The organism is Thermosynechococcus sp. QKsg1 (assembly GCF_031586415.1).
GTDB lineage: Bacteria > Cyanobacteriota > Cyanobacteriia > Thermosynechococcales > Thermosynechococcaceae > Thermosynechococcus.
Map to the genome: position 1 here is coordinate 2,118,805 of NZ_CP134200.1, position 21,548 is coordinate 2,140,352.

The following is a 21,548-nucleotide window of genomic DNA, read 5'->3' on the forward strand; positions in this document are numbered from 1 at the left end:
CCCATGCGCCGCGACTCCCTTTTTTATCAACTCTTTGCCCAGCTACCCCAAACCCTCTTTGACCTTTTGGGCAGAGAAGCGCCGCAGGGGTATCGCTTTGAGTCCGTGGAACTCAAGCAAACGGCCTTTCGCGTTGATGGCGTCTTCATGCCCCCTGACCCCTCAGGAATCGTCTATTTCTGTGAGGTGCAGTTTCAGCGCGATAACAGCTTCTATGAACGCTTCTTTGCGGAAATCTTTCTCTATCTGCGGCTGTATCGCCACACCTTTTCTGACTGGCAAGCGGTGGTGATTTATCCCCATCGTCAAGCAGAACAAGTGTCCTTTGACCCCTATGAGGTGTTGGTGAATAGTCATCGCCTGCGTCGGGTCTATTTGAATGAACTGGGGTCACTTGAGGCGTTGCCATTGAGCCTAGCGCTGATGCAGCTCACAGTGTTACCTGAAGCAGAAATGCCGACAGCAGCACGGTTGCTGGCAGAGCGCACTCGCACAGAGGCAGTGAGGCCAGAAGTCATAATAGAGTTAATCACCACCATTGTGTTGTACAAGTTTACGGAGCTGAGTCGGGAGGAGGTGCTGCGCATGCTGGGGTTTACTACTGACGAACTAAAGCGGACGCGGTTTTATCAAGAGGTTTATGCCGAGGCGCGAGAGGATGGATTACAGCAGGGGTTGCAGCAGGGAGAGACCCTCGTTGTGCTGCGGCAGTTAAGACGGCGGTTTGGCGAGTTACCAGCTGGCCTTGAGGAGCGCATTCGCCAGCTCCCTGTCCATCAAATTGAAGCCTTGGCAGAAGCTCTCTTGGACTTCACTACCCTAGAGGAAGTTTTTGCGTGGCTAGAGCACTCCACCTAGCCCATGCGCCGCGACTCCCTTTTTTATCAACTCTTTGCCCAGCTACCCCAAACCCTTTTTGATCTTTTGGGCAGAGAAGCGCCGCAGGGGTATCGCTTTGACTCCGTGGAACTCAAGCAAACGGCCTTTCGCATTGATGGCGTCTTCATGCCCCCTGACCCCTCAGGAATCGTCTATTTCTGTGAGGTGCAGTTTCAGCGCGATAACAGCTTCTATGAACGCTTCTTTGCGGAAATCTTTCTCTATCTGCGGCTGTATCGCCACACCTTTTCTGACTGGCAAGCGGTGGTGATTTATCCCCATCGTCAAGCAGAACAAGTGTCCTTTGAACCCTATGAGGTGTTGGTGAATAGTCATCGCCTGCATCGGGTCTATCTGAATGAACTCGGGTCACTTGAGGCGTTGCCATTGAGCCTAGCGCTGATGCAGCTCACAGTGTTACCCGAAGTAGAAATGCCGACAGCAGCGCGGTTGCTGGCAGAGCGCACTCGCACAGAGGCAGTGCCAAGGCCAGAAGCCATAATAGAGTTAATCACCACCATTGTGTTGTACAAGTTCACGGAGCTGAGTCGGGAGGAGGTGCTGCGCATGCTGGGGTTTACCACTGACGAACTAAAGCGGACGCGGTTTTATCGGGACGTCTATGCTGAGGTACGGGAAGAGGTCTATGCTGAGGTACGGGAAGAGGTCTATGCTGAGGTACGGGAAGAGGTATTGCAGCAGGGATTACAGCAAGGATTACAGCAAGGATTACAGCAAGGATTGCAGCAGGGATTGCAGCAAGGATTACAGCAGGGATTGCAGCAGGGAGAGACCCTCGTTGTGCTGCGTCTCCTAAGACGGCGGTTTGGCGAGTTACCAGCTGGCCTTGAGGAGCGCATTCGCCAGCTCCCTGTCCATGAGATTGAAGCCTTGGCAGAAGCTCTTCTGGACTTCACTGACCTAGAGGAAGTTTTTGCATGGCTAAATCGCTCTTCCTAGGCATCATAAATCGCTAGTTTGGACTTTTGAACAATTGTGTTTTTGATCTTTAAGGATGATTGCTGTGCGCAACAATCCGAAAAATTGTCTGGAGGCTGAAATTTTTTACCAAGGAAAAACCATACTAATTACTAGCCTATTTCAGATCTATTGATCGCTCCATAACTAGTGGTAGGTTATTGCTCCCGTGCGTTGACTAGGTGCCCCTATGAAAAAGAATGACCGACGCTTTGGCCTCTCGAAACGGCAGTATCGCAAGCTGACTCGCGCAATTCGTCATTTGCTTTACCAGTTGCGCCTGTGGGTACAGCGACGGCTGACACCCCTAGGGGGGCGGCAACTGCGGTTTGGGCGTCGGGGGTTTGTGTTGCCGACCGTTATTATCGTTATCTTAGTGCTCACTATTACAGTGGGTGCCTTGATGCTGCGGACACTGAACCGCACTACTCAAGTGGCGGGAGAACGCCAAGATATTCAAGTACTCAATGCTGCTACGCCTGCTATTGATCGCGCCAAGGCCAAACTAGAGTATCTCTTTACTCGGGATCCACGTCGCCCCAGTGGCGTGCCAGGGGAAGATCGCCTACGAGACCTGATGTTGAATGTGGGTGCAAACCCCGATCCCTACACTCTTGCCGATGAACAACGGATTGACATCAATGGTGACGGTAATGTCGATAACGCTTGGGTTTTCCAGCCGACCCCCAACTCAATTGTGGCGTACTCCATTTTAATGACCCGCCCCAACAATACCCAAATTAATCAAAGCGATGCTCAAAAGGCCGCAGCCCTAGTCACTCGCAACCGTCCCCTCAACATTTCAGAAATGAGTGGCCAATGTGCCAGCGCAGGTGGAGTTGCAGCACAAACGGCAGAAGCAGGTTGGGATAGTGTGGGCACAGCTAGCCTGCGCAAAAACTTCCAAGTTAACGCCTTTGTTTATGAAAATCGCAATGGTGGTCAAGCCCTTGCCACCCTTGACTTTGTTCAAGAACGTGAACTCGACCGTGGGAACAAGTGGGGAGCATGGTTTCGAAACGACTTAGAGATTTTCCCGGGGCCTGCCTTCCGTTGGAATGGTGCCATGCACACCGAGGGAAGTATTTTTATGGGTGGTGGTAGCAGTTTCTCGGCCTTTCTCGTGAGCGCTCCCAGTTCATGTATCTATACTCGAGCTGCTTCCGAAATTACTACAGCCCAGGTTCCCGACACATATGATTTTGACAATGACGGCAACACGTCCGAGCCAATATTTCAAGGCCAGTTTATTTCGGGCACCTTACGGGACAATACTATTAGCGGCAGTACTACTGTTCATTCCTACCGTGAATCACCTGCACTTCCCTTCACTACAGGTGACAATGATCCACCCGGACAAAATGTAATCTTTAACGGCAATCGGGATTCAGTTGTTAGCTCTGTTAATCAACCAGCTCAACTAGCCCTCAACCCTGTCTTAATCGTTACTGAAGATCGCAGTCGCTCCCGTGCATCTGACACCAGTAATGCTAGCTACCGTGATCCTAACTGGGTACAGCAATTCTACGGGCCTGCTGACAGTGGTGGTACGGGTCGATTTTCCAATCAGCAGGTTTCAAAGCCATACGTGGATGATACGTACCGTGCCGACGATCGCTACGGCCCCAAGCCAATCTATGCCAATGTTAGCCGTGATGCCCTTGAAAATGATCCCGCTGTAGCCGCAGAATTTGCCGATCGTGTGATTCCGTCTGGAAGCCGCATTGGTGATCAAATTCCCTCCTCTAACCAACTGTTATTGCGTAATACTGTTCCTGAATCTGCTGAAGCGGATCGACGGACAGAAGTTGGTCTAGATGGCTACTGGGAGCGGCGGGCACGCCAAGAAGGCCTACGAATCATTGTGGGGGAACGCCTGGAACTGGGCAAACCTCTTGATCCACCTAAGGGTAATACCGCTGATGACAGCCGCCGCAATGAGTTTTATCAGCACCGCACACTGCGGGATGATTTGGCGGCCGTGCAAGCCACAGCCGTTTATCACTACAAAGCGAGGGGAACAACGGTTGACTCCACTATTCCCGATCCGTTCACGGAGCCTTATCCGGGGCAAAACAGCGGGGGCTATGAGCCGATCGCCTGCTTGGCGACTACTCACCACCACGGCACACCGCAAACTGCCCTGCGCAGCATCATGTTCAACCAGTACGATGGCATTCAGGGCTTGCCCTCTGACTTCCGCTTCTTTGACTTCTTTACCGGGCGCGGCACCAATGGTTGGGAGTTTCAGCCTCCCAATTTCAACAGTCCAGAAATGATACAGGCGATGAAGAACCTCGTGGCCTATGCGAGTGATGGTGTGGATGGGGCGTTTCCACCCAAACAGGAAATAGGGGGAACCACAATTCACCCCGACCCCGCAAAGACCCGTGCTGGGAATTTCTCGAACCTTGACCGCGCGCTTTCACCGCAAGGAAACGGCAGCTTGGCCGATCAAAGTACAATCCACACCGCAGGCTGTATGTTGGGAATGCTGGCTCATAGTGTGGATACGCTGGAAAGTCTTCGCTATGAGGATTTGAACGAACAACAGCTCAGTGATCTGAATACTGCTATTGGCAATTTAGATCAATTGCAGCAACCTAATCCAGGGTCTAGTCCCCTCGCCGATGGGGAAGTGATTCCCTTACGCGACAGTGCAACGACAAGTACTGTGCAAGTCATTCGGCAAGGCTTCAGTGCTAATGAGAGCCTCTCCTATCGCGGGGGCTATTTGGATGCCAATGCCTACATCACCGCCCTGATCCCTAATGCTCGCTGGAGTCAGCGCCCGCTGCAAGAAACTAATGCCGATGTCAATGCCCGTCTTGCCCGCTTAATTGCCCTCAAGGAGCAGGTGGAACATGACCTTAATCCACAAGAGTACACGTGTGGAATTCCTGACGAACCTCAGTATAGCAACTTGCGGAATGCTTTTTGCCTAGGGCAAGACAAACGAGGATTTGTGATTGGCCAGGAGTTTGAGATGCCGAACCCCGGTGGAATAGTGACTGTCAATACAGTGCCTCGTGTCAATCTTGAAGATGCCCCCAGCTATAACTTTGACCTGCGCAACTCTGATAAGGGCAAAAGTGTCTATGTCACTGGTGCGGGGCGGATGATTTTGGAAGACTTCACCACTGATAACCGAGGTAAAGTTCTCACCGTCACTCTAAAAAACCCCGACGACCCCGTCCAAGAAGGTAATGCGCCAGAAGGCCATACAATTCCAGCAGGAGCTTCGGCTTCCCTTATGACCACTGACAGTCTGGAAACAGGTACCATTACCGCTGCTGTTAGATTTCCGAATAACCCCACTCTAAACCTTAGCAATCCAAATCTTAGTTCCACGGTAGAGATCACCTACACAGGGTTACAACTACAACTCCAAGTAAGGGATATTATTGAAATTCGCCGTCCCACTGGTATTCCAGTCTTTCCTGGTCGCCTAGAGGGACGCTTTGTAGTCATTGAACCTCCAGCTCCAACTTCAAATACAGCAAAACTACGCTACCTTGGCGGCACAGAACGTACGGGTACAGGTACAACTCCCATTCCCATTGCTGTGAACTCGAAACTGGTGGTGCTCGCACGCCGAAATGACAACCCCACCGCACCGATTCTCGGTACCTTTAATACGGTGATTAAATATCCAGCGTTGCGGGCGATCTTCAAACCGCCGGGGGGGCCGTCTGTAACTCCGCGTGATATTGCAGCAACCCCACGTATGAATCCAACAGATTTCCTTACCCCTACCGAGCCAGCTACTGGGACTCTAGTGAATAATATCCGCTATCCCAACCGCCTGAATCAAATCATTGACTTTGACGGCAATGCTCGCAATGTCGCTTTCCTTGATAACACCCTCTTCAATGGTCGTGAAGAGATGGCGGTGCGGGAAATGGATATTGACCTTGACCTGCTGCGGCGCAAGACCATTGGTGGGGATACATGGCTGCCGATGGGGGGCATTGTCTATGCCTTCCGCGAGGATGCAGTGCGCGAAGATGGCATTGCCCGACCTGCCATTACAGGTCAAAACTGGATGAATACTGATCCCGACAATCCTCATGATCCGATCCGAGCCGCCAACGGCATTTCGACAAAACCAGTGGATTTCTTTGCCGATCCAATGCGGCGACCCAATGGCTTCCGCCTCTGGAATGGCCGGCGCCTTGACCGCCAAGGAATTCCTGCCGAGAAGAATATCGCTGGCCTGTCGTTTATTAGCGATAACCCCGTGTATATTCAGGGGAACTTTAACCTCCACAGTACCAACGGTACAACAAACAATCTGGAGGAATTTACCACAACCCTAAACGCGGACTGGAGCAACTTCTACAGCCGTAATACGCTCGATAATCGCTTTGCCCGTCCTAACTCCGACACTTGGCGACCCGCAGAAATCCTCGGGGATGCGGTGACGATTCTCTCTGACAATTTCTGCAATGGCTCTGCCAATGACTATTTTGCCGAGGCTTACAACGATGATATTCAAGGGCTTGGCAACAACTCCCCTGAAAACCTCGCCACGAACTATGTGCAAAACACCGGAAGTGACGCACGGGTTAACAACAGCAACAATACTGGCCGAATCTACCCGACCTGTGCCAACAACGCAAACCTGCGCACCTCTTTCTTGAATGCCAATCGTCCTAGTGGCGACTTACTGGGGAATCCTGTTTGGCTGCGGGAAAGTCCCTTTGATCCCAGTTCACCGATTTACGTGGATCGCAATGGCACGCCCTGGGCGATTAATTACCAAACAGGTAAACGGGTGGATCGCGATGGTGACGTGTTGATCGCCTATCCCAGTGGCACGGGGGACCCTCCGGAACCGAATGAACCCTACAATGCTTATTACGGTTTTGGCCAAAGCCGTTCCCGGAATGGGGCGCAAGATACCCAAGTCAATGCGGTAATCATCAGTGGCACTGTGCCTTCGCGACCCACACAGTCCTACGGTGGGATGCATAACTTCCCTCGCTTCATTGAAGCTTGGAATAACCTATGGATCCAAGGAGCATTTATTCAACTGAACTTCTCTACTCAAGCCACAGGTCCTTTTGATCAAGATCAGTGGGAAGTACCAAACACGGCTGCGTGTCGAGATGTCAATACCGCATTTAACTGTGCGGCTCAGGCTGCTGAGTGGATTAGATATTACTCTCCGCCTAACCGTCGTTGGGGCTATGACGTGGGTCTGCAACTGGCACCGGCAGGGCCAGTGGCGTCGCGCTTTATTACACCTGCCCGCCAACGTAGCGAATACTATAGGGAATTACCGGCGGATGACCCCTATATCCTGCGGTTGCGCTGCGCTCCCCGTCCAGGAGGCGGTGGTACGGTAGATCCTTCAGTAACAGGTTGTCCGTAAATGGAGGTGGGTTCTGATGAAAATCACGCAAATAAGACAATCACAATTACATAGTGCCGAACAGGGTTTAACACTTGCTGAATGTATTGTTGCCATCCTACTAGTTAACGTTGCGGTTGCCGCGCTTGTGGCGCCCTTGATGTTGGTAGCAGCCACACGGGTGCAGAACGATCGTATCTCCCAAGCAAGCGCTCTTGCTCTTTCTGAGGTCGATCGCATGCGAGTACTCATGGAACAGGGGGTTAATGTTACTACCGCAGTCATCCCACCGCCTAGCTCTGTCACGGCTAGTTTAGGGCAACCCGAACTGCTCTCAAATCAACCTCCACCAACAACAGTGGTTACCTGCACTGGTGGTGGGATGGCACTACCCACTTCAGCAACTGAAGGCTGTCTTCGCGTATTTAATAACAGGGAGTTTGTTGTTCAAATTTATCGGGGTAGCATTACCTTTGGCCCCAATAACCGCATTGTGGGCTATCCAATGCAGGTTCGAGTCTATAATCGCGCAACATTTACAAATGGTTCTCCTAGCACTGCAACTCCAATTGGTCAGCAGCCGGCAACAATGACGACCTCAATTGGAAATTTAGAACTGCCCCTTGCTGTAATCACGACAGATATTGTCCAAGGTGACTCTAGCACAGCGCTTTGCTCAATTAGTCAATGCTCTTAAGAATCAGTTGAGGTGCCTATGAAATGGCGGCAGTGGCGGCGAGCAGCCCAAGGATTTACGATTATTGAGATATTGATCTCATTGTTGATTGGCTCTGTGATCACAGTTTCCCTTGGAGCTATCCTCATTGACATGATTGAAACTGAATCGCGTGAGGCATCTCTCAACGAAGTCAGACAAGAACTACAGTCGGCAATGAATTTTATTATTGCTGATTTATCCCAAGCAACTTTTGTCTATGATGGTGATTGCCTTCAAGGTAGCGGGCTTTGCGCTAACTCAAATGGTAGTGCACGTACACCTATTACTTCTTACTTACCGAATTTTGGTGCAAATATCCGTCCTATTTTAGCAATGTGGATTTTAGAGCATTTGCCCTATGATAACAATCCTGCTTTCGTCATGCCCACGAATTGTCCGCCCGAGAATACTACGTGCTTGCGGATTCAAAACTCGCGTCGTTCTTACACGTTAGTTGTTTATTACTTAGATACAAATACTAGTAGTGAATGGCAGGGTGCTGCTCGCCTACGGCGCTATCAATTACGACAGTATGCAACTATTAACGGCACAAACATTACACAAACGCCCGGTTACGTAGATCCCACTGAAAACACCAACTTTGTTGCTTGGCCTCTGAATATTAACACGGGGGCAAACCTTCAAGCTACATCTCCCAGTAATGACTTGAGTAATTTACCAGTTGTGGCTGATTTTATTGATGGTAACTGGAGCGAAGTAGATCCTACCCCAATTGCCTGTCAAGGTGAGGTTACTAATCCACGAATTGGTGCTTATGTGCGCACACCATTGGAGACAACGACACCACCCAATAGCTTTTATGGATGTGTCCTGAGTCGCGGTTCTAATTTCAATACAGCAACATTCGTCTATTTGCGGGCTAATCCTCGCGGTAAACCAGCAATTCGTCCCCAAGATGAGGCTGTGCGTCCAGTGCTGACAACAACAGTACTGAGTCGGGGAGTGTATCAGAAAGTCCCCAGTAACTAAGGGAGGATAGATATGGCAAGGCTAAGGCTTACCCAACAAGGGTTTACACTCATTGAAATTTTAGTTGTTGTGCTAATTATTGGCCTACTGGGGAGCTTAGCAGGTGTATCTTGGTTTTCATTGCTCAATGAGCAACGCATGCGTTCCGGAGTTAACGAAGCCATGTCTGCAATGCGTTTGGCACAGGCAGGGGCACGGCGAGAAAATTTACGCTGGACAGTAGCTTTTCGTACCCATGATAATCAGGTGCAGTGGACTGTCAATCGAGCCACTATGCCAGTAACTCAGTGGCAGTGGCAAAATTTGCTAGAGAACGATGCTGACAAAATCGAAATTGTCCCTAGTCAGACAACACTGCCCCTAATTGATGGTTCCTATCGGCTCACCTATGAATTTAATGGTCGTGTCGCTATTACTCATACGCCACCGCAACAAATTACATTCCGACCAAAGGGTAATACTGCTGTCGGCAGCCAACGCTGTGTACAAGTAGTGACGCTGTTGGGGACGATCCGATCCCGTAGGGGTGCCGATTGTTCCTAAGGTTGTTTTTTGTTATCTTTGTTATCTATGTATTAATTATCTATGTATTAACTGAGAGCTGGCAGTCTTGGTCGAAAAGAGCGCAGGCGCAGGGCATTCATCACCACGGAGAAGGAACTAAAGGCCATTGCTGCACCGGCCAGCATGGGATTGAGGAGCCAGCCCGTTAAGGGATAAAGGATGCCAGCGGCAATGGGAATGCCAGCCACATTATAGATGAAGGCGAAAAAGAGATTCTGGCGAATATTTTGGATTGTGGCGCGGCTGAGTTGGAGGGCGGTGACAATGCCCTGAAGATGACCGGCAATGAGGGTGATGTCACTGCTGGCGATCGCTACATCGGTACCCGTGCCCAGAGCAATGCCCACATCGGCTTGGGCGAGGGCGGGGGCATCATTCATGCCATCCCCCACCATGGCCACACACTTGCCTTGCCGTTGCAGTTCAGCAATGATCGCTGCCTTTTGATCGGGGCGGACACTGGCAACGTAATGCTCAATTCCCACTTGCTGGGCAATGGCCGCAGCGGTTACGGCCTGATCGCCGGTCAGCAGAATCACCTCTAATCCCATGCGCTTGAGGGCAGCCACTACCGCTGGGGCTTCGGGTTTCAGCGTGTCGGCAAGGGCGATCAGCCCCCTGACTTGGGCATCCACCGCTATCCAGATGACCGTTTTCCCCTGCTGTGCAAGGGTTTGAGCTTGAGGCTGCCAAGGGGCGGTGGCAATGCCGTGGCCTGCTAGAAAGGCGGGGGTACCAATGAGCACCCATTGATCCTCAACCCTGCCCTGTACCCCTTGACCAATCGTGGCCCCAAAGTCGCGAACCGCTTGCGGCGATACCCCCTGGGCTTGGGCATACTCGACCACGGCGGCAGCCAAGGGATGTTCCGAGTGCCATTCCACACTGGCGGCCAGCCGCAAAAGGGTTGTGGCCTCCGCCTGAGGATAAAAATCGGTGACGCTGGGATGGCCCTGGGTGAGGGTGCCTGTTTTGTCGAGAACCACGGTTTGCACCCGATGGGCCAGCTGGAGACTGCGGGCATCTTTAATCAAAATGCCATACTCCGCTGCTTTGCCGCTGGCCACCATGATTGAGGTGGGGGTGGCCAAGCCAAGGGCACAGGGACAGGCAATGATCAAAACGCCAATGGTGGTCAATAGGGCAAGGGTGGGATTGCGGCCAATGGTCAGCCACAGCAGCCCCGTCAGGAGAGCGATCGCCAGCACCGTCGGTACAAACCAAGCCGTGATGCGATCCGCTAGTTTTTGAATGGGGGCTTTTGAGGCTTGGGCCTGCTGCACCAGTCGAATCATTTGTGCCAAAAAGGTTTGCGACCCCACCCGCGTGGCTCGGATCTGCAGACTTCCGGTTTGATTGAGGGTGGCGCCAATGACTTCATCCCCCTCGCGCTTTTCCACTGGTAAGCTTTCCCCCGTTACCATGGATTCATCGACGGTTGAGGCCCCAGCCACAATCTCACCATCGACGGGAATCTTTTCGCCGGGACGCACCAGCAATCGATCCCCCACTTGCACTTCAATCAGGGGCACCTCCACCGCTTCTCCGTTACGAATTACCCGTGCCGTTTTCGGTTGCAGGGCGAGGAGTTTGCGAATAGCGGCAGCAGTTTCCCGTTTGGCGCGACTTTCGAGAAAGCGTCCCAGGAGAATCAGGGTAATGACGACGGCTGAGACTTCGTAATAGACCTCTGGCATGTGGGCATGGAAGGCTTGGGGAAAGAGCGTCACAAAGAGCGAGTAGAAAAAGGCGACACTGGTGCCCAGAGCCACTAGGGTGTCCATCGTTGCTGTGCGATAGCGCAGTGCTCGCCAGGCGCCCTCATAAAAGGATTCACCACTCCAAAACTGAATCGGCGCTGTCAGCAACAGTTGCAGCCAAGGATGGTGCAGCCATGGCGGGATCCAAGGGAGATGCCAGCCCGTCATCATGGGTAGATTCCCCACTAGCAGGAGTAGGGTTGCGCTACCGGCAAAGAGGAGTCGGCGTTTGAGACGGCGCAGCTCAGCCCGATAGGTCAATTCTGCGGTGGCGGTGTCAGTTACCAAGCCTTCTTCAGGCAGTCGCTCTGCGTGATAGCCGGCTTTAGCGATCGCCCCCTGTAGATCTGACCAGGTCACTTGCTGGGGATCGTAGGTGACCGTGGCCTGAGCGGCGGCAAAATAAATTTCACAGTCCCTGACGCCCGGTAGCGATCGCAGGGCAGTTTCAATGACATTGGCGCAAGCGGCGCACTGCATCCCCTGCACCTGGAAGGTGAGCTGGGTGATCATTGGGGTGTATAACCGGCTTGACGAATGGCACTGCGGATGTCTGCCGCTGCGGCTTGGGTGTCAATTTCTAGCTCTTTGGTTGCGAGATCGGCGCTAACAGTGGCACGGGTGTCAACCGCTTGAATGGCTTGGATAATGGCATCACGACAGGCGCCACAGGCCATGTCGGGCACGCGCAGTTTGAGAACCATGGTGAGATTCCCCTAGAGCACTCCCTATTGAGAATCTTCAAGTCTCCAGTCAACTAGAGAGTCAAGGGGCTAAACTTCCACTTCTGTGGTTTGGCTTTGGGGTGCCAATTGACGGGCGATCGCCACCAATTCCTGCTCAAAGGCCAACTGCGCCCGATTGGTGCGGCCACCTACATAGAGGAGATCGTTTTCCTGCAGCCCCCACACCTGGGAGTGGGACACATAGCTCATGATCACCCCCGCCATCAACAGGGCAAAGCCCGCATAAAACAGGGGAATCCCCGGATCGGCTTTCATTTGTAGCCCTGTACTGCCCACCAGTTCAACCAATGTCAGCCTGACCCCATTGATTTCTGTACTCATGCCGGTGCGCAAGCTGGTGAGAAACTCGCCCTTGGGGCTGTAGATGAGCACCGTGCCTTGGAGATCCCGCGCAATCAGGGAAATCCCCTCCGAGAGATCCGGTTTCGTGGGCAGCCATGTGCCCCAAAGACGACCTTTGCCTTCTGTGTCTAGCTGGGCCATGGGCAGTTGCAGCACGGGACTGTTGTTCAGGCGAAAGCGAATGGCGGCAATACTCCAGTCCGCCTGATAGAGGGTGACCCCGCCATACTTCAGGGGCTGGTTGACATGGATTGTGCCCCGCTTCACCTCTTGGCCTTGCGCATCCAGTATCGAAAGGTCTGAGTAGAACTGATCAATCTCCCCCGCATCAGTGTAATCAATCCAAAAGCGATTTACCCTGACCGACCAGTGTTGGGGGATGCGCGCCAGTGGCCCCGCCTGCACAATGTGCTGAAGATGAAAGGTTTCACCACTGGGAATCAGTTCCTGCGCCATAAAGCCCGTTAGCGCCCCCAAAATCCCCCCCAGCAAAATCAGAATCATACTGGCATGAACCACAATCGGGCCCATGCGACCAACAATGCCTTTGCGGGCATAGAGTTGATTATCGGTTTGCCAGACGCGGTAGCCCTTTGCACCTAGGGCAGTGGCTAAGTCCTTGAGGGAGCCTTGGGGAATCGTGGTGCTCAGGGCCAGCTTGGTGAATTGACGCGGTTGGGAGTAGTACTGCCAGCGTTGGGCCGTGGTGAGGGCAGGCACCTGCCGAGTGAAGGTACAGGCCGTTAAACTCGCCCCAAAGAGCACCAACAGAGTGAGATACCAAGGGGTGCGATAGACATGATCTAGCCCTAGGGCCAGCAGCACCCGCCAACTGAGAAAACCAAACAGGGCAGGGTCTTCGGGATAATTGGCCTGATAGAAGCTGAGGGATTGCCCCTGCTCAATCACGGTGCCGGCAATACTGGCGATCGCAATCACCAGCAACAGGAGAATTGCTAGGCGCAGATCACCTAGGAGGGCAAGCACACGGCGCAACACAGGGGCACTGATCCTCATTTAGCTTGGCCAATTCACCCAGTCTTGGGGCTTGAGAAAGGTGGTGTACAGTTCCGCTTCGCGGCTGTTGGGTTCCGGGGTATAGCCATATTCCCAGCGCACAAGGGGGGGTAAGGACATCAAAATAGACTCGGTGCGGCCATTGGTTTGCAGGCCGAAGATGGTGCCGCGGTCATAGACGAGGTTGAATTCCACATAGCGCCCGCGCCGATAGAGCTGAAATTGCCGCTCGCGATCGCCATACTCGAGGTGACGCCGCCGTTCCACAATTGGTAGGTAGGCTTCTAGAAAGGCTTGGCCACAGCTTTGAATAAAGGCAAACAGGTCTTCCCAGGAGCGACTGCCAATGGAACCGACCTTTTGACTGTAGCGAGCAGCTTCGCCATGGGGATCAGGGCCGCGGTAAAGCTCGCGATCGCTGCCATCTTGGTAGTCAAAGAAAATGCCGCCCACGCCACGGGTTTCGCCGCGATGCTTGAGGTAGAAGTATTCATCACACCAGCGTTTGAACACGGGGTAGTACTCGCTGTGGTGGCGATCGCAGGCAGCCTTATGCACCTGATGGAAGTGTTTCGCATCCTCAGCAAAGGGGTAGTAGGGGGTCAAATCTGCGCCACCGCCAAACCACCACACAGGACCTGCTTCAAAGTAGCGGTAGTTCAAATGCACCGTTGGCACATAGGGATTGCGGGGATGGAGCACCATGGAGGTACCCGTGGCATAGAAGCCATGCCCCGCCGCCTCCGGCCGCTGCGCCAAGATTGAGGGCGGCAATTGCTCCCCCCACACCTCTGAGAAATTAACGCCCCCCTGCTCCAGAAGCTGGCCATTTTTCATCACCCGCGAGCGACCACCGCCCCCTTCGGGACGTTGCCAACTGTCCTCTTGAAACTGGGCACCGCCATCGGCTGCCTCTAGGGCCTGACAAATCTGATCCTGGAGGTCTTTCAAAAAAGTCGCTGCCCGTTGACGCGAGTCGCTGGGCACAGCAGGGGTAGCAGAAGTGGCAACAGTCATAGTAAATATCGAAATCCTAATCAACGGTCTTCAGTGTCAAAAAAAAGTCGCTGCAAAGCGTGTCTAGGCTTTATTGTACTGTTCTGCCAGCACTTGGGCGAGCTTGGCGGCAAGGGCAGCTACCCACTGTTCATCCTGTTTGGTATAGCGGCGGGGGGCATTGGTGCCGAGAATCATCACCGTTTGCGTATCCACCGGTTGGCAGATCACCCCTTGGGTATTGGGGGGCAAATAGTCAAATTCAATGCGTCCGGGGTAAAGGGCTAAATTCACTAAATAGATGGGGCGTTGGGTTTGCAGGGCGCGCTGCACAATGGCACCCGTGGCGCTCATTGGTTTGGGCCCCAGAATACCGCGGCGCAGGAGGGGGCGATCGGCCCGCCAGATGACAATGGACTTTGTGGGCGTATTCTTCAGCAAGGTATAGGACAGCCAAGCCAGCTCTGTTTTCAGGGCAGCATCCAGATCATCGGCAAGTTCAAATCCCTCTTCCCCTTCAAGGATCACCGCTTCCGCAGGACGGGGCTGCACCCGCTGCCAAATCAGCGTCGTTAAAATGAGCACCGCCGCAAGGATCACTCCCACGACATCGGCACGGGCTTGGGAAGGGGTCAGCATGGGGGTCAAGAGGCGATTGATGAGAAGAAGTGTGCCCCCCAAAACCCCCGTTGCAAGGGGTAAATAGCGGAGAACTTGGTCATTCATCTAGAATTTTGAAAAATTTTTCAGTAGCAACGTAGCTATCTATTATTCCCCAATGCCAATCTCACAGTGGTAGGAGTGAATTGCGGAATGAAAGCACAAGGCTTCCTAAAAGCTGGCCAGCGCGCGATCGCGGTTATTGGCTGGGTGAGTTTGAGTCTTTGGGGTCGTCTCCCCTTTGCCCTTGCTACTGCTCCTCCACCGGCGGTCACCGCTCCCCTGCGCCTAGAAATCAGCCTATCACGGCGCCAATTGACCCTCTATCAAGGACAAACTCCCCTGCGCCGGTATCCCGTGGCCGTGGGTCGTCCGGGGTGGGAAACCCCCACAGGTCAATTTCAAGTGCGGGAGATGATTCGCGATCCCGCTTGGAAAAATCCCTTTACCGGGGCAGTGATTGCCGGTGGACATCCCCGCAACCCCTTGGGGCGGCGTTGGATTGGCTTTTGGAGTGATGGCACCAATTGGGTTGGGTTGCACGGTACCCCCCATCCGGATTCCATTGGTCATGCGGTTTCCCACGGTTGCGTGCGGATGTACAACCGCGACATTGAGGAGCTTTTTGAGAAAGTGCAACCGGGTGTGCCTGTGATTGTGGTGCGCTAGAAAGGGGCAACAAGGGCAGCGCCAAAAAAGACGACGGCGATCGCATCCACCAGACCATGCAGGAGAACGCCCGCCCAGAGGCGCTGGGTACAGGCAAAGGTGAGGCAGTAAAAGAGGGAGGCCAAGGTTGCCATGATGATATACACCGCTCGGTAGACCATGAGGGGCAGTTGAATATCGGCATTCGGCTCATTGCCTACATGGAGAATACCAAAAAGCAGCGAACAAATGAGAATGGCACCCCAAGCAATGACCACCGGCCGCTGGCGATCGCCCCCATAGTGCTGCCACAGATCCCGCACGAAAATCATCAAACCACTGCGAAAGAGCACCTCCTCAAAAATGCCCACCCGCATTGCAAAGAGGGTGACATAGACAAACACCGCCAAAGGCGAAGGCGTCAAGTTAAATTTCGCCAAGGGCAAAAAGCCCAATAGACTCCCCAAGGGCACCATGGTTACCAAAGCTGCCAAGAACATTGCCGCCAATAAACGAGCATCGCGCCAGCGGGGTTCAAAGCTATAGCCAAAGTGCGATCGCCCCAGCCCCCTGCCAAAAATGATCACCAAAATAAACAGTTGCAGTGCCACAAAAGGGCCAAAGCGAAAGTAGGGGGTCGAGAACCAGTAGAGGCTAAAAAGCGAGACCGCAATTAGGGGAAGGTCGTGTAGTCCCAATCCCGTGGGGGTCGCCCGTGGGGGGTGTCGCCGCTGCCAATCGCCCCAAGCACATAGGAGCAGATAGATAGGGGTAATGATGAATCCTTCCGTGTACGCCTTGGGGAAGGCTGGCGAAATCAACCCACTGTGGCTGAGCAACAAATAAAGCGCTGCTCCACTGATCCAAGCCCACAACACTGGTGTCGGTGTGGTTTGCTGCCGCAAGAGGAAAGGGACGCGCACCATGGCCCAGACGCCTCCGAGAAAGATCAGCAAGTTCAGCCACGGCTGATCAGCAAAGATTAAATTGGTGAGAACCCGCTGCCAAGGAAAGCGGCCTGCTTGGGGGAGAATCAAGCCAATGGCAATGTACAGTGCCAAACTGAGGAGCAACCGCCCCGGCCACCGTTGAGCCATCTTATTAAAATCCCGCTGGCCCCTTGCCCACCACAGCACTGGGAAACCACCAATGATGACGACGGCGGCGGCCTCCACCAGACTTTCGAGCCACGGCCAAGGGGTTGTAGACAAATCGTGCAGGTAAAGAAGTTGGGCCAAAAACCACAGCCCACAGGCAGCGATCGCCATCTGTTGCTCGCGGTTCGCAGAAAACCGAGGTGAACGGAGAAAGGCTTGGGGTGCGCTGGCTAGCCACTGACTGACCGTATGTTTAGGCTGGCTGGTGAGGTTAGGAATCGGCATTCGAGAACCATCGCGATCGCAACTGCGGGCATAGCGTTATAATCAAGGCTTATTCCCGACAGGTGGGAATGCTTTATCTTGACCGAAATTGTTGCCATTTGTGCACCCCGCAACTGCATTTTGCCATGACGACCCCCACCCTTGATCGTGATCGGCTCAGCCAACAACTTAAAGATTTAGAAGCCAAAGCCCTACAGGCGATCGCTGCAGCCCGCAGCCTCGATACCCTAGAGCAATTGCGCGTTGCCTACTTGGGCAAAAAAGGCGAACTCTCACAAATTCTCGCCCTTATGGGCAAACTGCCCCCTAGCGATCGCCCCACCATCGGTACCCTCGCCAACACCCTCAAGGAAAAACTGCTCCAAGAACTAGAAGCCCGCCGCGAAACCCTGCAAGCCGAAAAAATTGCTGCCCAACTGGCGGCTGAAAGCCTTGATGTCACCCTGCCGGGCGTCTATCGTCCCCAAGGGCACATTCATCCCCTCAATAGCACCATTGACCGCATCCTCGATATTTTTGTGGGTCTCGGCTATACCGTTGCCAATGGCCCCGAAATGGAAACTGACTACTACAACTTTGAGGCGCTGAATACACCTGCAGATCACCCGGCGCGCGATATGCAGGACACCTTTTACCTGCCCGATGGCAATCTGCTGCGCACCCACACCTCCTCGGTGCAGATTCGCTACATGGAACTCAATGATCCGCCCATTCGCATTGTTGCTCCCGGCCGCTGTTACCGGCGGGATACGGAGGATGCCACCCACGCGGCTGTGTTCCATCAGATTGAGATTTTGGCAGTGGATGAGGGGCTGACCTTTACCGACCTCAAAGGCACGGTCACCACCTTTCTGGCGGAACTCTTTGGCGATGTTCCCATTCGTTTCCGTGCCAGCTATTTCCCCTTTACCGAACCCTCGGCGGAGGTGGATGTGCAGTGGCAGGGACGCTGGCTAGAGGTGATGGGCTGTGGCATGGTGGATCCTGCTGTGCTCAAAAATGTCGGCTACGATCCAGAGGTCTACACGGGCTTTGCTGCCGGCTTCGGTGTGGAGCGGTTTGCCATGGTGCTGCATCAAATTGATGATATTCGCCGCTTTTACACCAGCGATTTGCGCTTTCTGCGGCAGTTTTAGGAGGATAGGGCCTTGGCTGAACCCCGTCTGCTGGCTGTCCTCAATGGCAAGGGAGGCGTTGGTAAAACCACAACGGCAATCAACCTAGCAGCCACCTATGCCGAGCAGTACAGGGTGTTGTTGGTGGATACGGATCCCCAAGCCTCGGCGACGTGGTGGTTTCAGCGCAGTGGCCAATCCATGGGCTTCGATCTCGCCCAGGAGCTTAACCCCAAACTCCTCAGCAGGGTACGCCAGCTCTCTGGCTATGACTTGATTGTTGTCGATACGCCGCCGGCCTTAGCTTCCAGTGCCCTAGCAGCGGTGGTACCGATCGCCGACTATCTGGTGCTGCCCACCCCCCCCGCCCCCATTGACCTTGCCGCCCTCATTGAAACAGTGAAGCAAGTGGTGCAACCGTCTAAAGTTCCCCACCGCGTCCTGCTCACCCGCGTTGACCCCCGCTGTGTCAATGAAGCCCTCGAAGCCCAAAATACGCTCTTGCAGTTGGGGGTGGCGGCTTGTCATTCTTTTATTCGCGCCTACAAAGCCCATGAACGGGCAGCTCTCGATGGGGTTCCCATTACCCAATGGAAGGGCAAGCAGGCGAAGGAAGCTCAAGCGGATTACCGCCGCGTTGCTGAAGAGTTACAACGGGACTGGCGATAGGGGCAAGGGTATGGCAGGCAACTAAACCACCAAAGGGGAATCTGTACTCTAAAATCTAGATCCGCACCTAAATGATTTTGTTTTTCCTTGAATCCAAATTGAGGTCAACAGCGCGTGGACACAACCGTACTCAGCCAATACCGTCAGCAAACCCAAGAGCGTGCTGCCTTGGGAATTCCCCCCTTGCCCCTGACGGCGGCAGAAACCTCGGCGGTTTGTGATCTCCTGCAACACCCCCCAGCGGGCGAAGAAGACTACCTACTGCACCTGATTCGCGATCGCGTGCCCCCCGGTGTCGATGAAGCGGCCTACATTAAAGCCGGCTTTTTGACGGCGATCGCCAAAGGAGAACTCACCAGTCCCCTCATCACCCCCGTGGCAGCGGTGGAACTCCTAGGGACAATGCTGGGGGGCTACAACGTTCAATCCCTCATTGAGCTGCTGCGCCATGAGAACCCAGAACTTGCCCGTGCGGCGGCCACTGCCCTCAGTCATACCCTCTTGGTCTATGACGCCTTTCACGATGTCCAAGACCTGATGCACCAAGGGAATACCTATGCCCGTCAGGTGATGGAATCTTGGGCCAATGGAGATTGGTTTACCTGCCGTGATCCGCTGCCGGAGGCCATTACTGTCACCGTTTTTAAGGTCGCCGGTGAAACCAACACCGATGATCTTTCCCCTGCCCCCCATGCCACCACTCGCCCCGATATTCCGCTGCACGCTACGGTGATGCTGGAAAGTCGCTTGCCGGGGGCACTGCAAATCATTGCCGAACTGAAGCAAAAGGGCTACCCCCTTGCCTATGTGGGGGATGTGGTCGGCACCGGTTCCTCCCGCAAGTCCGCCACCAACTCTGTGATTTGGCACATTGGTCGCGACATTCCCTACGTTCCCAATAAGCGCACCGGGGGCGTCTGTCTCGGTGGCAAAATTGCCCCCATTTTCTTCAACACCATGGAGGACTCCGGCGCCCTGCCCATTGAGTGCGATGTTACCCAAATGAATATGGGGGATGTGATCACGATCTACCCCTACCGCGGCGAAATCACCAATGCAGCGGGGGAGGTCATCAGTGTGTTTACCCTCAAACCCGAGACCCTCTTGGATGAAGTGCGGGCGGGGGGGCGCATTCCCCTTCTCATTGGGCGTACCCTCACCGACAAAGCACGGGCTGCCCTTGGCCAAGAACCCAGTCCCCTCTTTACTCGTCCCAAGCCCCCCGTTGAGAGCAGTAAGGGCTATACCTTGGCGCAAAAGATTGTCGGTAAAGCCTGTGGTCTGCCTGGCGTTCGCCCCGGCACCTACTGTGAACCGGTCATGACAACGGTTGGCTCCCAAGATACGACAGGCCCAATGACCCGCGATGAACTCAAGGAACTGGCCTGCCTTGGCTTTGGTGCGGATTTGGTCTTGCAAAGTTTCTGCCATACGGCGGCTTATCCCAAGCCCGTTGACATCAAAACCCACAAAGAACTGCCGGACTTTATGACCTCGCGAGGGGGCGTCTCGCTACGACCGGGAGATGGCATTATTCACTCTTGGCTCAACCGCATGCTGCTGCCGGATACCGTGGGCACGGGGGGCGATTCCCATACCCGTTTTCCCTTGGGCATTTCGTTCCCAGCAGGTTCTGGCTTGGTCGCCTTTGCAGCGGCCTTGGGGGTGATGCCTTTGGATATGCCGGAGTCGGTGCTCGTGCGCTTCAAAGGTGCGTTGCAACCGGGGGTGACGCTGCGGGACATTGTCAATGCCATTCCCTATGTGGCCATTCAGCAGGGTAAGCTCACCGTTGCCAAGGAGAATAAAAAGAATGTTTTCTCCGGACGGATCATGGAAATGGAGGGGCTGCCGCACTTGCAACTGGAGCAGGCCTTTGAACTCACCGATGCCACAGCGGAGCGATCAGCCGCAGGGTGCACGATTAAACTCAGTGAAGAAACGGTGGCAACCTACCTGCGCTCCAATGTAGCCCTCCTGAAAAATATGGTGGCTCGTGGCTACGGCGATGCGCGTACGATTCTACGGCGGGTGAAAAAGATGGAGGCATGGCTGGCCAATCCCAGTCTCCTCTCTGCCGATCCGGATGCCGAGTATGCCGATGTGATTGAGGTGGATCTAGATCAAATCAAGGAACCCCTTGTGGCTGCCCCCAATGACCCCGACAATATCAAAACCCTCTCCGAATGTGCTGGCGATCCAGTGCAGGAGGTCTTTATTGGCTCCTGTATGACCAATATTGGCCACTACCGTGCCGCTGCCAAGGTACTGGAAGGAGAGGGGGCGGTGAAGGTTCGCCTCTGGATTGCACCCCCCACCCGCATGGATGAGCAGCAGTTGCGCGAAGAGGGCTACTATAGCATTTTTGCTGCCGCTGGTGCCCGCATGGAAATGCCAGGCTGCTCCCTGTGCATGGGCAACCAAGCCCGCGTTGCTGATCACACCACGGTTTTCTCCACCTCCACCCGCAACTTTAATAACCGCATGGGCAAAGGGGCACGGGTCTATCTTGGTTCTGCAGAGCTAGCAGCAGTTTGTGCCCTACTGGGGCGCATTCCCACCCGCGAGGAGTACCTAGAGATTGTGACGCGGAAAATTGATCCCTTTGCAGCAGATCTCTATCGCTACCTCTACTTTGACCAAATTCCCGACTACGAAAACCAAGGTCGCCTCATTTCCAAGGAGGAGGAAGCGAAGCTACTGGCTAGTATTGGCGGCTAGCCGTTGA

Annotated in this window: 16 protein-coding genes and 1 pseudogene; 11 read left to right on the forward strand and 6 right to left on the reverse strand. The window is 54.0% G+C overall.

What is annotated here, in order from left to right; all coding sequences use genetic code 11:
* The first annotated feature begins 3 nt into the window (after positions 1-3).
* From RHP47_RS10390 to RHP47_RS10415, 7 genes and pseudogenes are all read left to right on the forward strand, one after another.
* A complete protein-coding gene (locus tag RHP47_RS10390) occupies positions 4-858 on the forward strand; it encodes an Rpn family recombination-promoting nuclease/putative transposase (protein WP_310840415.1) in 855 nt (284 codons plus the stop codon).
* Positions 859-861: 3 nt separating this feature from the next.
* Positions 862-1,839 (forward strand): Rpn family recombination-promoting nuclease/putative transposase, encoded by a 978-nt coding sequence (locus tag RHP47_RS10395; RefSeq protein WP_310840416.1) that lies wholly within the window; start codon positions 862-864, stop codon positions 1,837-1,839.
* Between the two features lie 208 nt (positions 1,840-2,047).
* Positions 2,048-7,234 carry a hormogonium polysaccharide biosynthesis protein HpsA gene (gene hpsA, locus RHP47_RS10400; protein ID WP_310840417.1) on the forward strand — a complete coding sequence of 1,729 codons (5,187 nt, stop codon included), beginning with the start codon at positions 2,048-2,050 and terminating at the stop codon, positions 7,232-7,234.
* A 16-nt stretch (positions 7,235-7,250) separates the two neighbouring features.
* On the forward strand, positions 7,251-7,910 hold the full coding sequence (locus RHP47_RS10405) for a hypothetical protein (RefSeq protein ID WP_149820630.1): 660 nt from the start codon (positions 7,251-7,253) through the stop codon (positions 7,908-7,910).
* An 18-nt stretch (positions 7,911-7,928) separates the two neighbouring features.
* The gene (locus RHP47_RS10410) at positions 7,929-8,921 is read left to right on the forward strand and encodes a prepilin-type N-terminal cleavage/methylation domain-containing protein (RefSeq protein ID WP_149820632.1); all 993 of its coding nucleotides are present in this window, start codon (positions 7,929-7,931) and stop codon (positions 8,919-8,921) included.
* Positions 8,922-8,933: 12 nt separating this feature from the next.
* Positions 8,934-8,993 (forward strand): annotated as a pseudogene (locus RHP47_RS13140) (prepilin-type N-terminal cleavage/methylation domain-containing protein); the annotation flags it as partial.
* A 90-nt stretch (positions 8,994-9,083) separates the two neighbouring features.
* A complete protein-coding gene (locus RHP47_RS10415) occupies positions 9,084-9,464 on the forward strand; it encodes a hypothetical protein (RefSeq protein ID WP_226972061.1) in 381 nt (126 codons plus the stop codon).
* A gap of 47 nt (positions 9,465-9,511) precedes the next feature.
* On the opposite strand, the gene RHP47_RS10420 is transcribed toward RHP47_RS10415, so the two are convergent.
* From RHP47_RS10420 to RHP47_RS10440, 5 genes are all read right to left on the reverse strand, one after another.
* Positions 9,512-11,758, reverse strand: a complete 2,247-nt coding sequence (locus RHP47_RS10420) for a heavy metal translocating P-type ATPase (protein WP_310840418.1) — start codon at positions 11,756-11,758, stop codon at positions 9,512-9,514.
* The gene (locus tag RHP47_RS10425) at positions 11,755-11,949 is read right to left on the reverse strand and encodes a heavy-metal-associated domain-containing protein (protein WP_310840419.1); all 195 of its coding nucleotides are present in this window, start codon (positions 11,947-11,949) and stop codon (positions 11,755-11,757) included. Before RHP47_RS10425 ends, RHP47_RS10420 begins: the two co-directional genes overlap by 4 nt.
* A gap of 69 nt (positions 11,950-12,018) precedes the next feature.
* The gene (locus RHP47_RS10430) at positions 12,019-13,350 is read right to left on the reverse strand and encodes a cytochrome c biogenesis protein (RefSeq protein WP_310840420.1); all 1,332 of its coding nucleotides are present in this window, start codon (positions 13,348-13,350) and stop codon (positions 12,019-12,021) included.
* Positions 13,351-14,367 carry an oxygen-dependent coproporphyrinogen oxidase gene (hemF, locus tag RHP47_RS10435; RefSeq protein ID WP_149820640.1) on the reverse strand — a complete coding sequence of 339 codons (1,017 nt, stop codon included), beginning with the start codon at positions 14,365-14,367 and terminating at the stop codon, positions 13,351-13,353. It lies immediately after the preceding gene.
* A gap of 63 nt (positions 14,368-14,430) precedes the next feature.
* Positions 14,431-15,072, reverse strand: a complete 642-nt coding sequence (locus tag RHP47_RS10440; protein WP_310840421.1) for a cofactor assembly of complex C subunit B — start codon at positions 15,070-15,072, stop codon at positions 14,431-14,433.
* A gap of 87 nt (positions 15,073-15,159) precedes the next feature.
* On the opposite strand from RHP47_RS10440, the gene RHP47_RS10445 reads away from it, so the two are divergent.
* Positions 15,160-15,675 (forward strand): L,D-transpeptidase, encoded by a 516-nt coding sequence (locus tag RHP47_RS10445; RefSeq protein WP_310840423.1) that lies wholly within the window; start codon positions 15,160-15,162, stop codon positions 15,673-15,675.
* On the opposite strand, the gene RHP47_RS10450 is transcribed toward RHP47_RS10445, so the two are convergent.
* Positions 15,672-17,036 (reverse strand): CPBP family intramembrane glutamic endopeptidase, encoded by a 1,365-nt coding sequence (locus tag RHP47_RS10450; RefSeq protein WP_310840425.1) that lies wholly within the window; start codon positions 17,034-17,036, stop codon positions 15,672-15,674. The genes RHP47_RS10445 and RHP47_RS10450 overlap by 4 nt on opposite strands.
* Before the next feature lie 125 nt (positions 17,037-17,161).
* On the opposite strand from RHP47_RS10450, the gene pheS reads away from it, so the two are divergent.
* The 3 genes from pheS to acnB all read left to right on the forward strand — a co-directional run bounded on the left by pheS (position 17,162) and on the right by acnB (position 21,541).
* A complete protein-coding gene (gene pheS, locus RHP47_RS10455; RefSeq protein ID WP_310840427.1) occupies positions 17,162-18,172 on the forward strand; it encodes a phenylalanine--tRNA ligase subunit alpha in 1,011 nt (336 codons plus the stop codon).
* A gap of 12 nt (positions 18,173-18,184) precedes the next feature.
* Positions 18,185-18,820: a ParA family protein gene (locus RHP47_RS10460; protein ID WP_310840428.1), complete on the forward strand. Its 636-nt coding sequence runs from the start codon at positions 18,185-18,187 to the stop codon at positions 18,818-18,820.
* Between the two features lie 114 nt (positions 18,821-18,934).
* Positions 18,935-21,541, forward strand: coding sequence for a bifunctional aconitate hydratase 2/2-methylisocitrate dehydratase (gene acnB / locus RHP47_RS10465; RefSeq protein ID WP_310840429.1), 2,607 nt, complete (start codon positions 18,935-18,937; stop codon positions 21,539-21,541).
* Positions 21,542-21,548: the final 7 nt, after the last annotated feature.

Coding starts and splice junctions, on each gene's coding strand:
- RHP47_RS10390 (WP_310840415.1), top strand. CDS start 4: ATGCGCCGCGACTCCCTTTTTTATCAACTCTTTGCCCAGCTACCCCAA.
- RHP47_RS10415 (WP_226972061.1), top strand. CDS start 9,084: ATGTCTGCAATGCGTTTGGCACAGGCAGGGGCACGGCGAGAAAATTTA.
- pheS (WP_310840427.1), top strand. CDS start 17,162: ATGACGACCCCCACCCTTGATCGTGATCGGCTCAGCCAACAACTTAAA.
- RHP47_RS10425 (WP_310840419.1), bottom strand. CDS start 11,949: ATGGTTCTCAAACTGCGCGTGCCCGACATGGCCTGTGGCGCCTGTCGT.
- hemF (WP_149820640.1), bottom strand. CDS start 14,367: ATGACTGTTGCCACTTCTGCTACCCCTGCTGTGCCCAGCGACTCGCGT.
- RHP47_RS10395 (WP_310840416.1), top strand. CDS start 862: ATGCGCCGCGACTCCCTTTTTTATCAACTCTTTGCCCAGCTACCCCAA.
- hpsA (WP_310840417.1), top strand. CDS start 2,048: ATGAAAAAGAATGACCGACGCTTTGGCCTCTCGAAACGGCAGTATCGC.
- RHP47_RS10410 (WP_149820632.1), top strand. CDS start 7,929: ATGAAATGGCGGCAGTGGCGGCGAGCAGCCCAAGGATTTACGATTATT.
- RHP47_RS10405 (WP_149820630.1), top strand. CDS start 7,251: ATGAAAATCACGCAAATAAGACAATCACAATTACATAGTGCCGAACAG.
- RHP47_RS10440 (WP_310840421.1), bottom strand. CDS start 15,072: ATGAATGACCAAGTTCTCCGCTATTTACCCCTTGCAACGGGGGTTTTG.
- RHP47_RS10450 (WP_310840425.1), bottom strand. CDS start 17,036: ATGCCGATTCCTAACCTCACCAGCCAGCCTAAACATACGGTCAGTCAG.
- RHP47_RS10445 (WP_310840423.1), top strand. CDS start 15,160: ATGAAAGCACAAGGCTTCCTAAAAGCTGGCCAGCGCGCGATCGCGGTT.
- RHP47_RS10420 (WP_310840418.1), bottom strand. CDS start 11,758: ATGATCACCCAGCTCACCTTCCAGGTGCAGGGGATGCAGTGCGCCGCT.
- RHP47_RS10430 (WP_310840420.1), bottom strand. CDS start 13,350: ATGAGGATCAGTGCCCCTGTGTTGCGCCGTGTGCTTGCCCTCCTAGGT.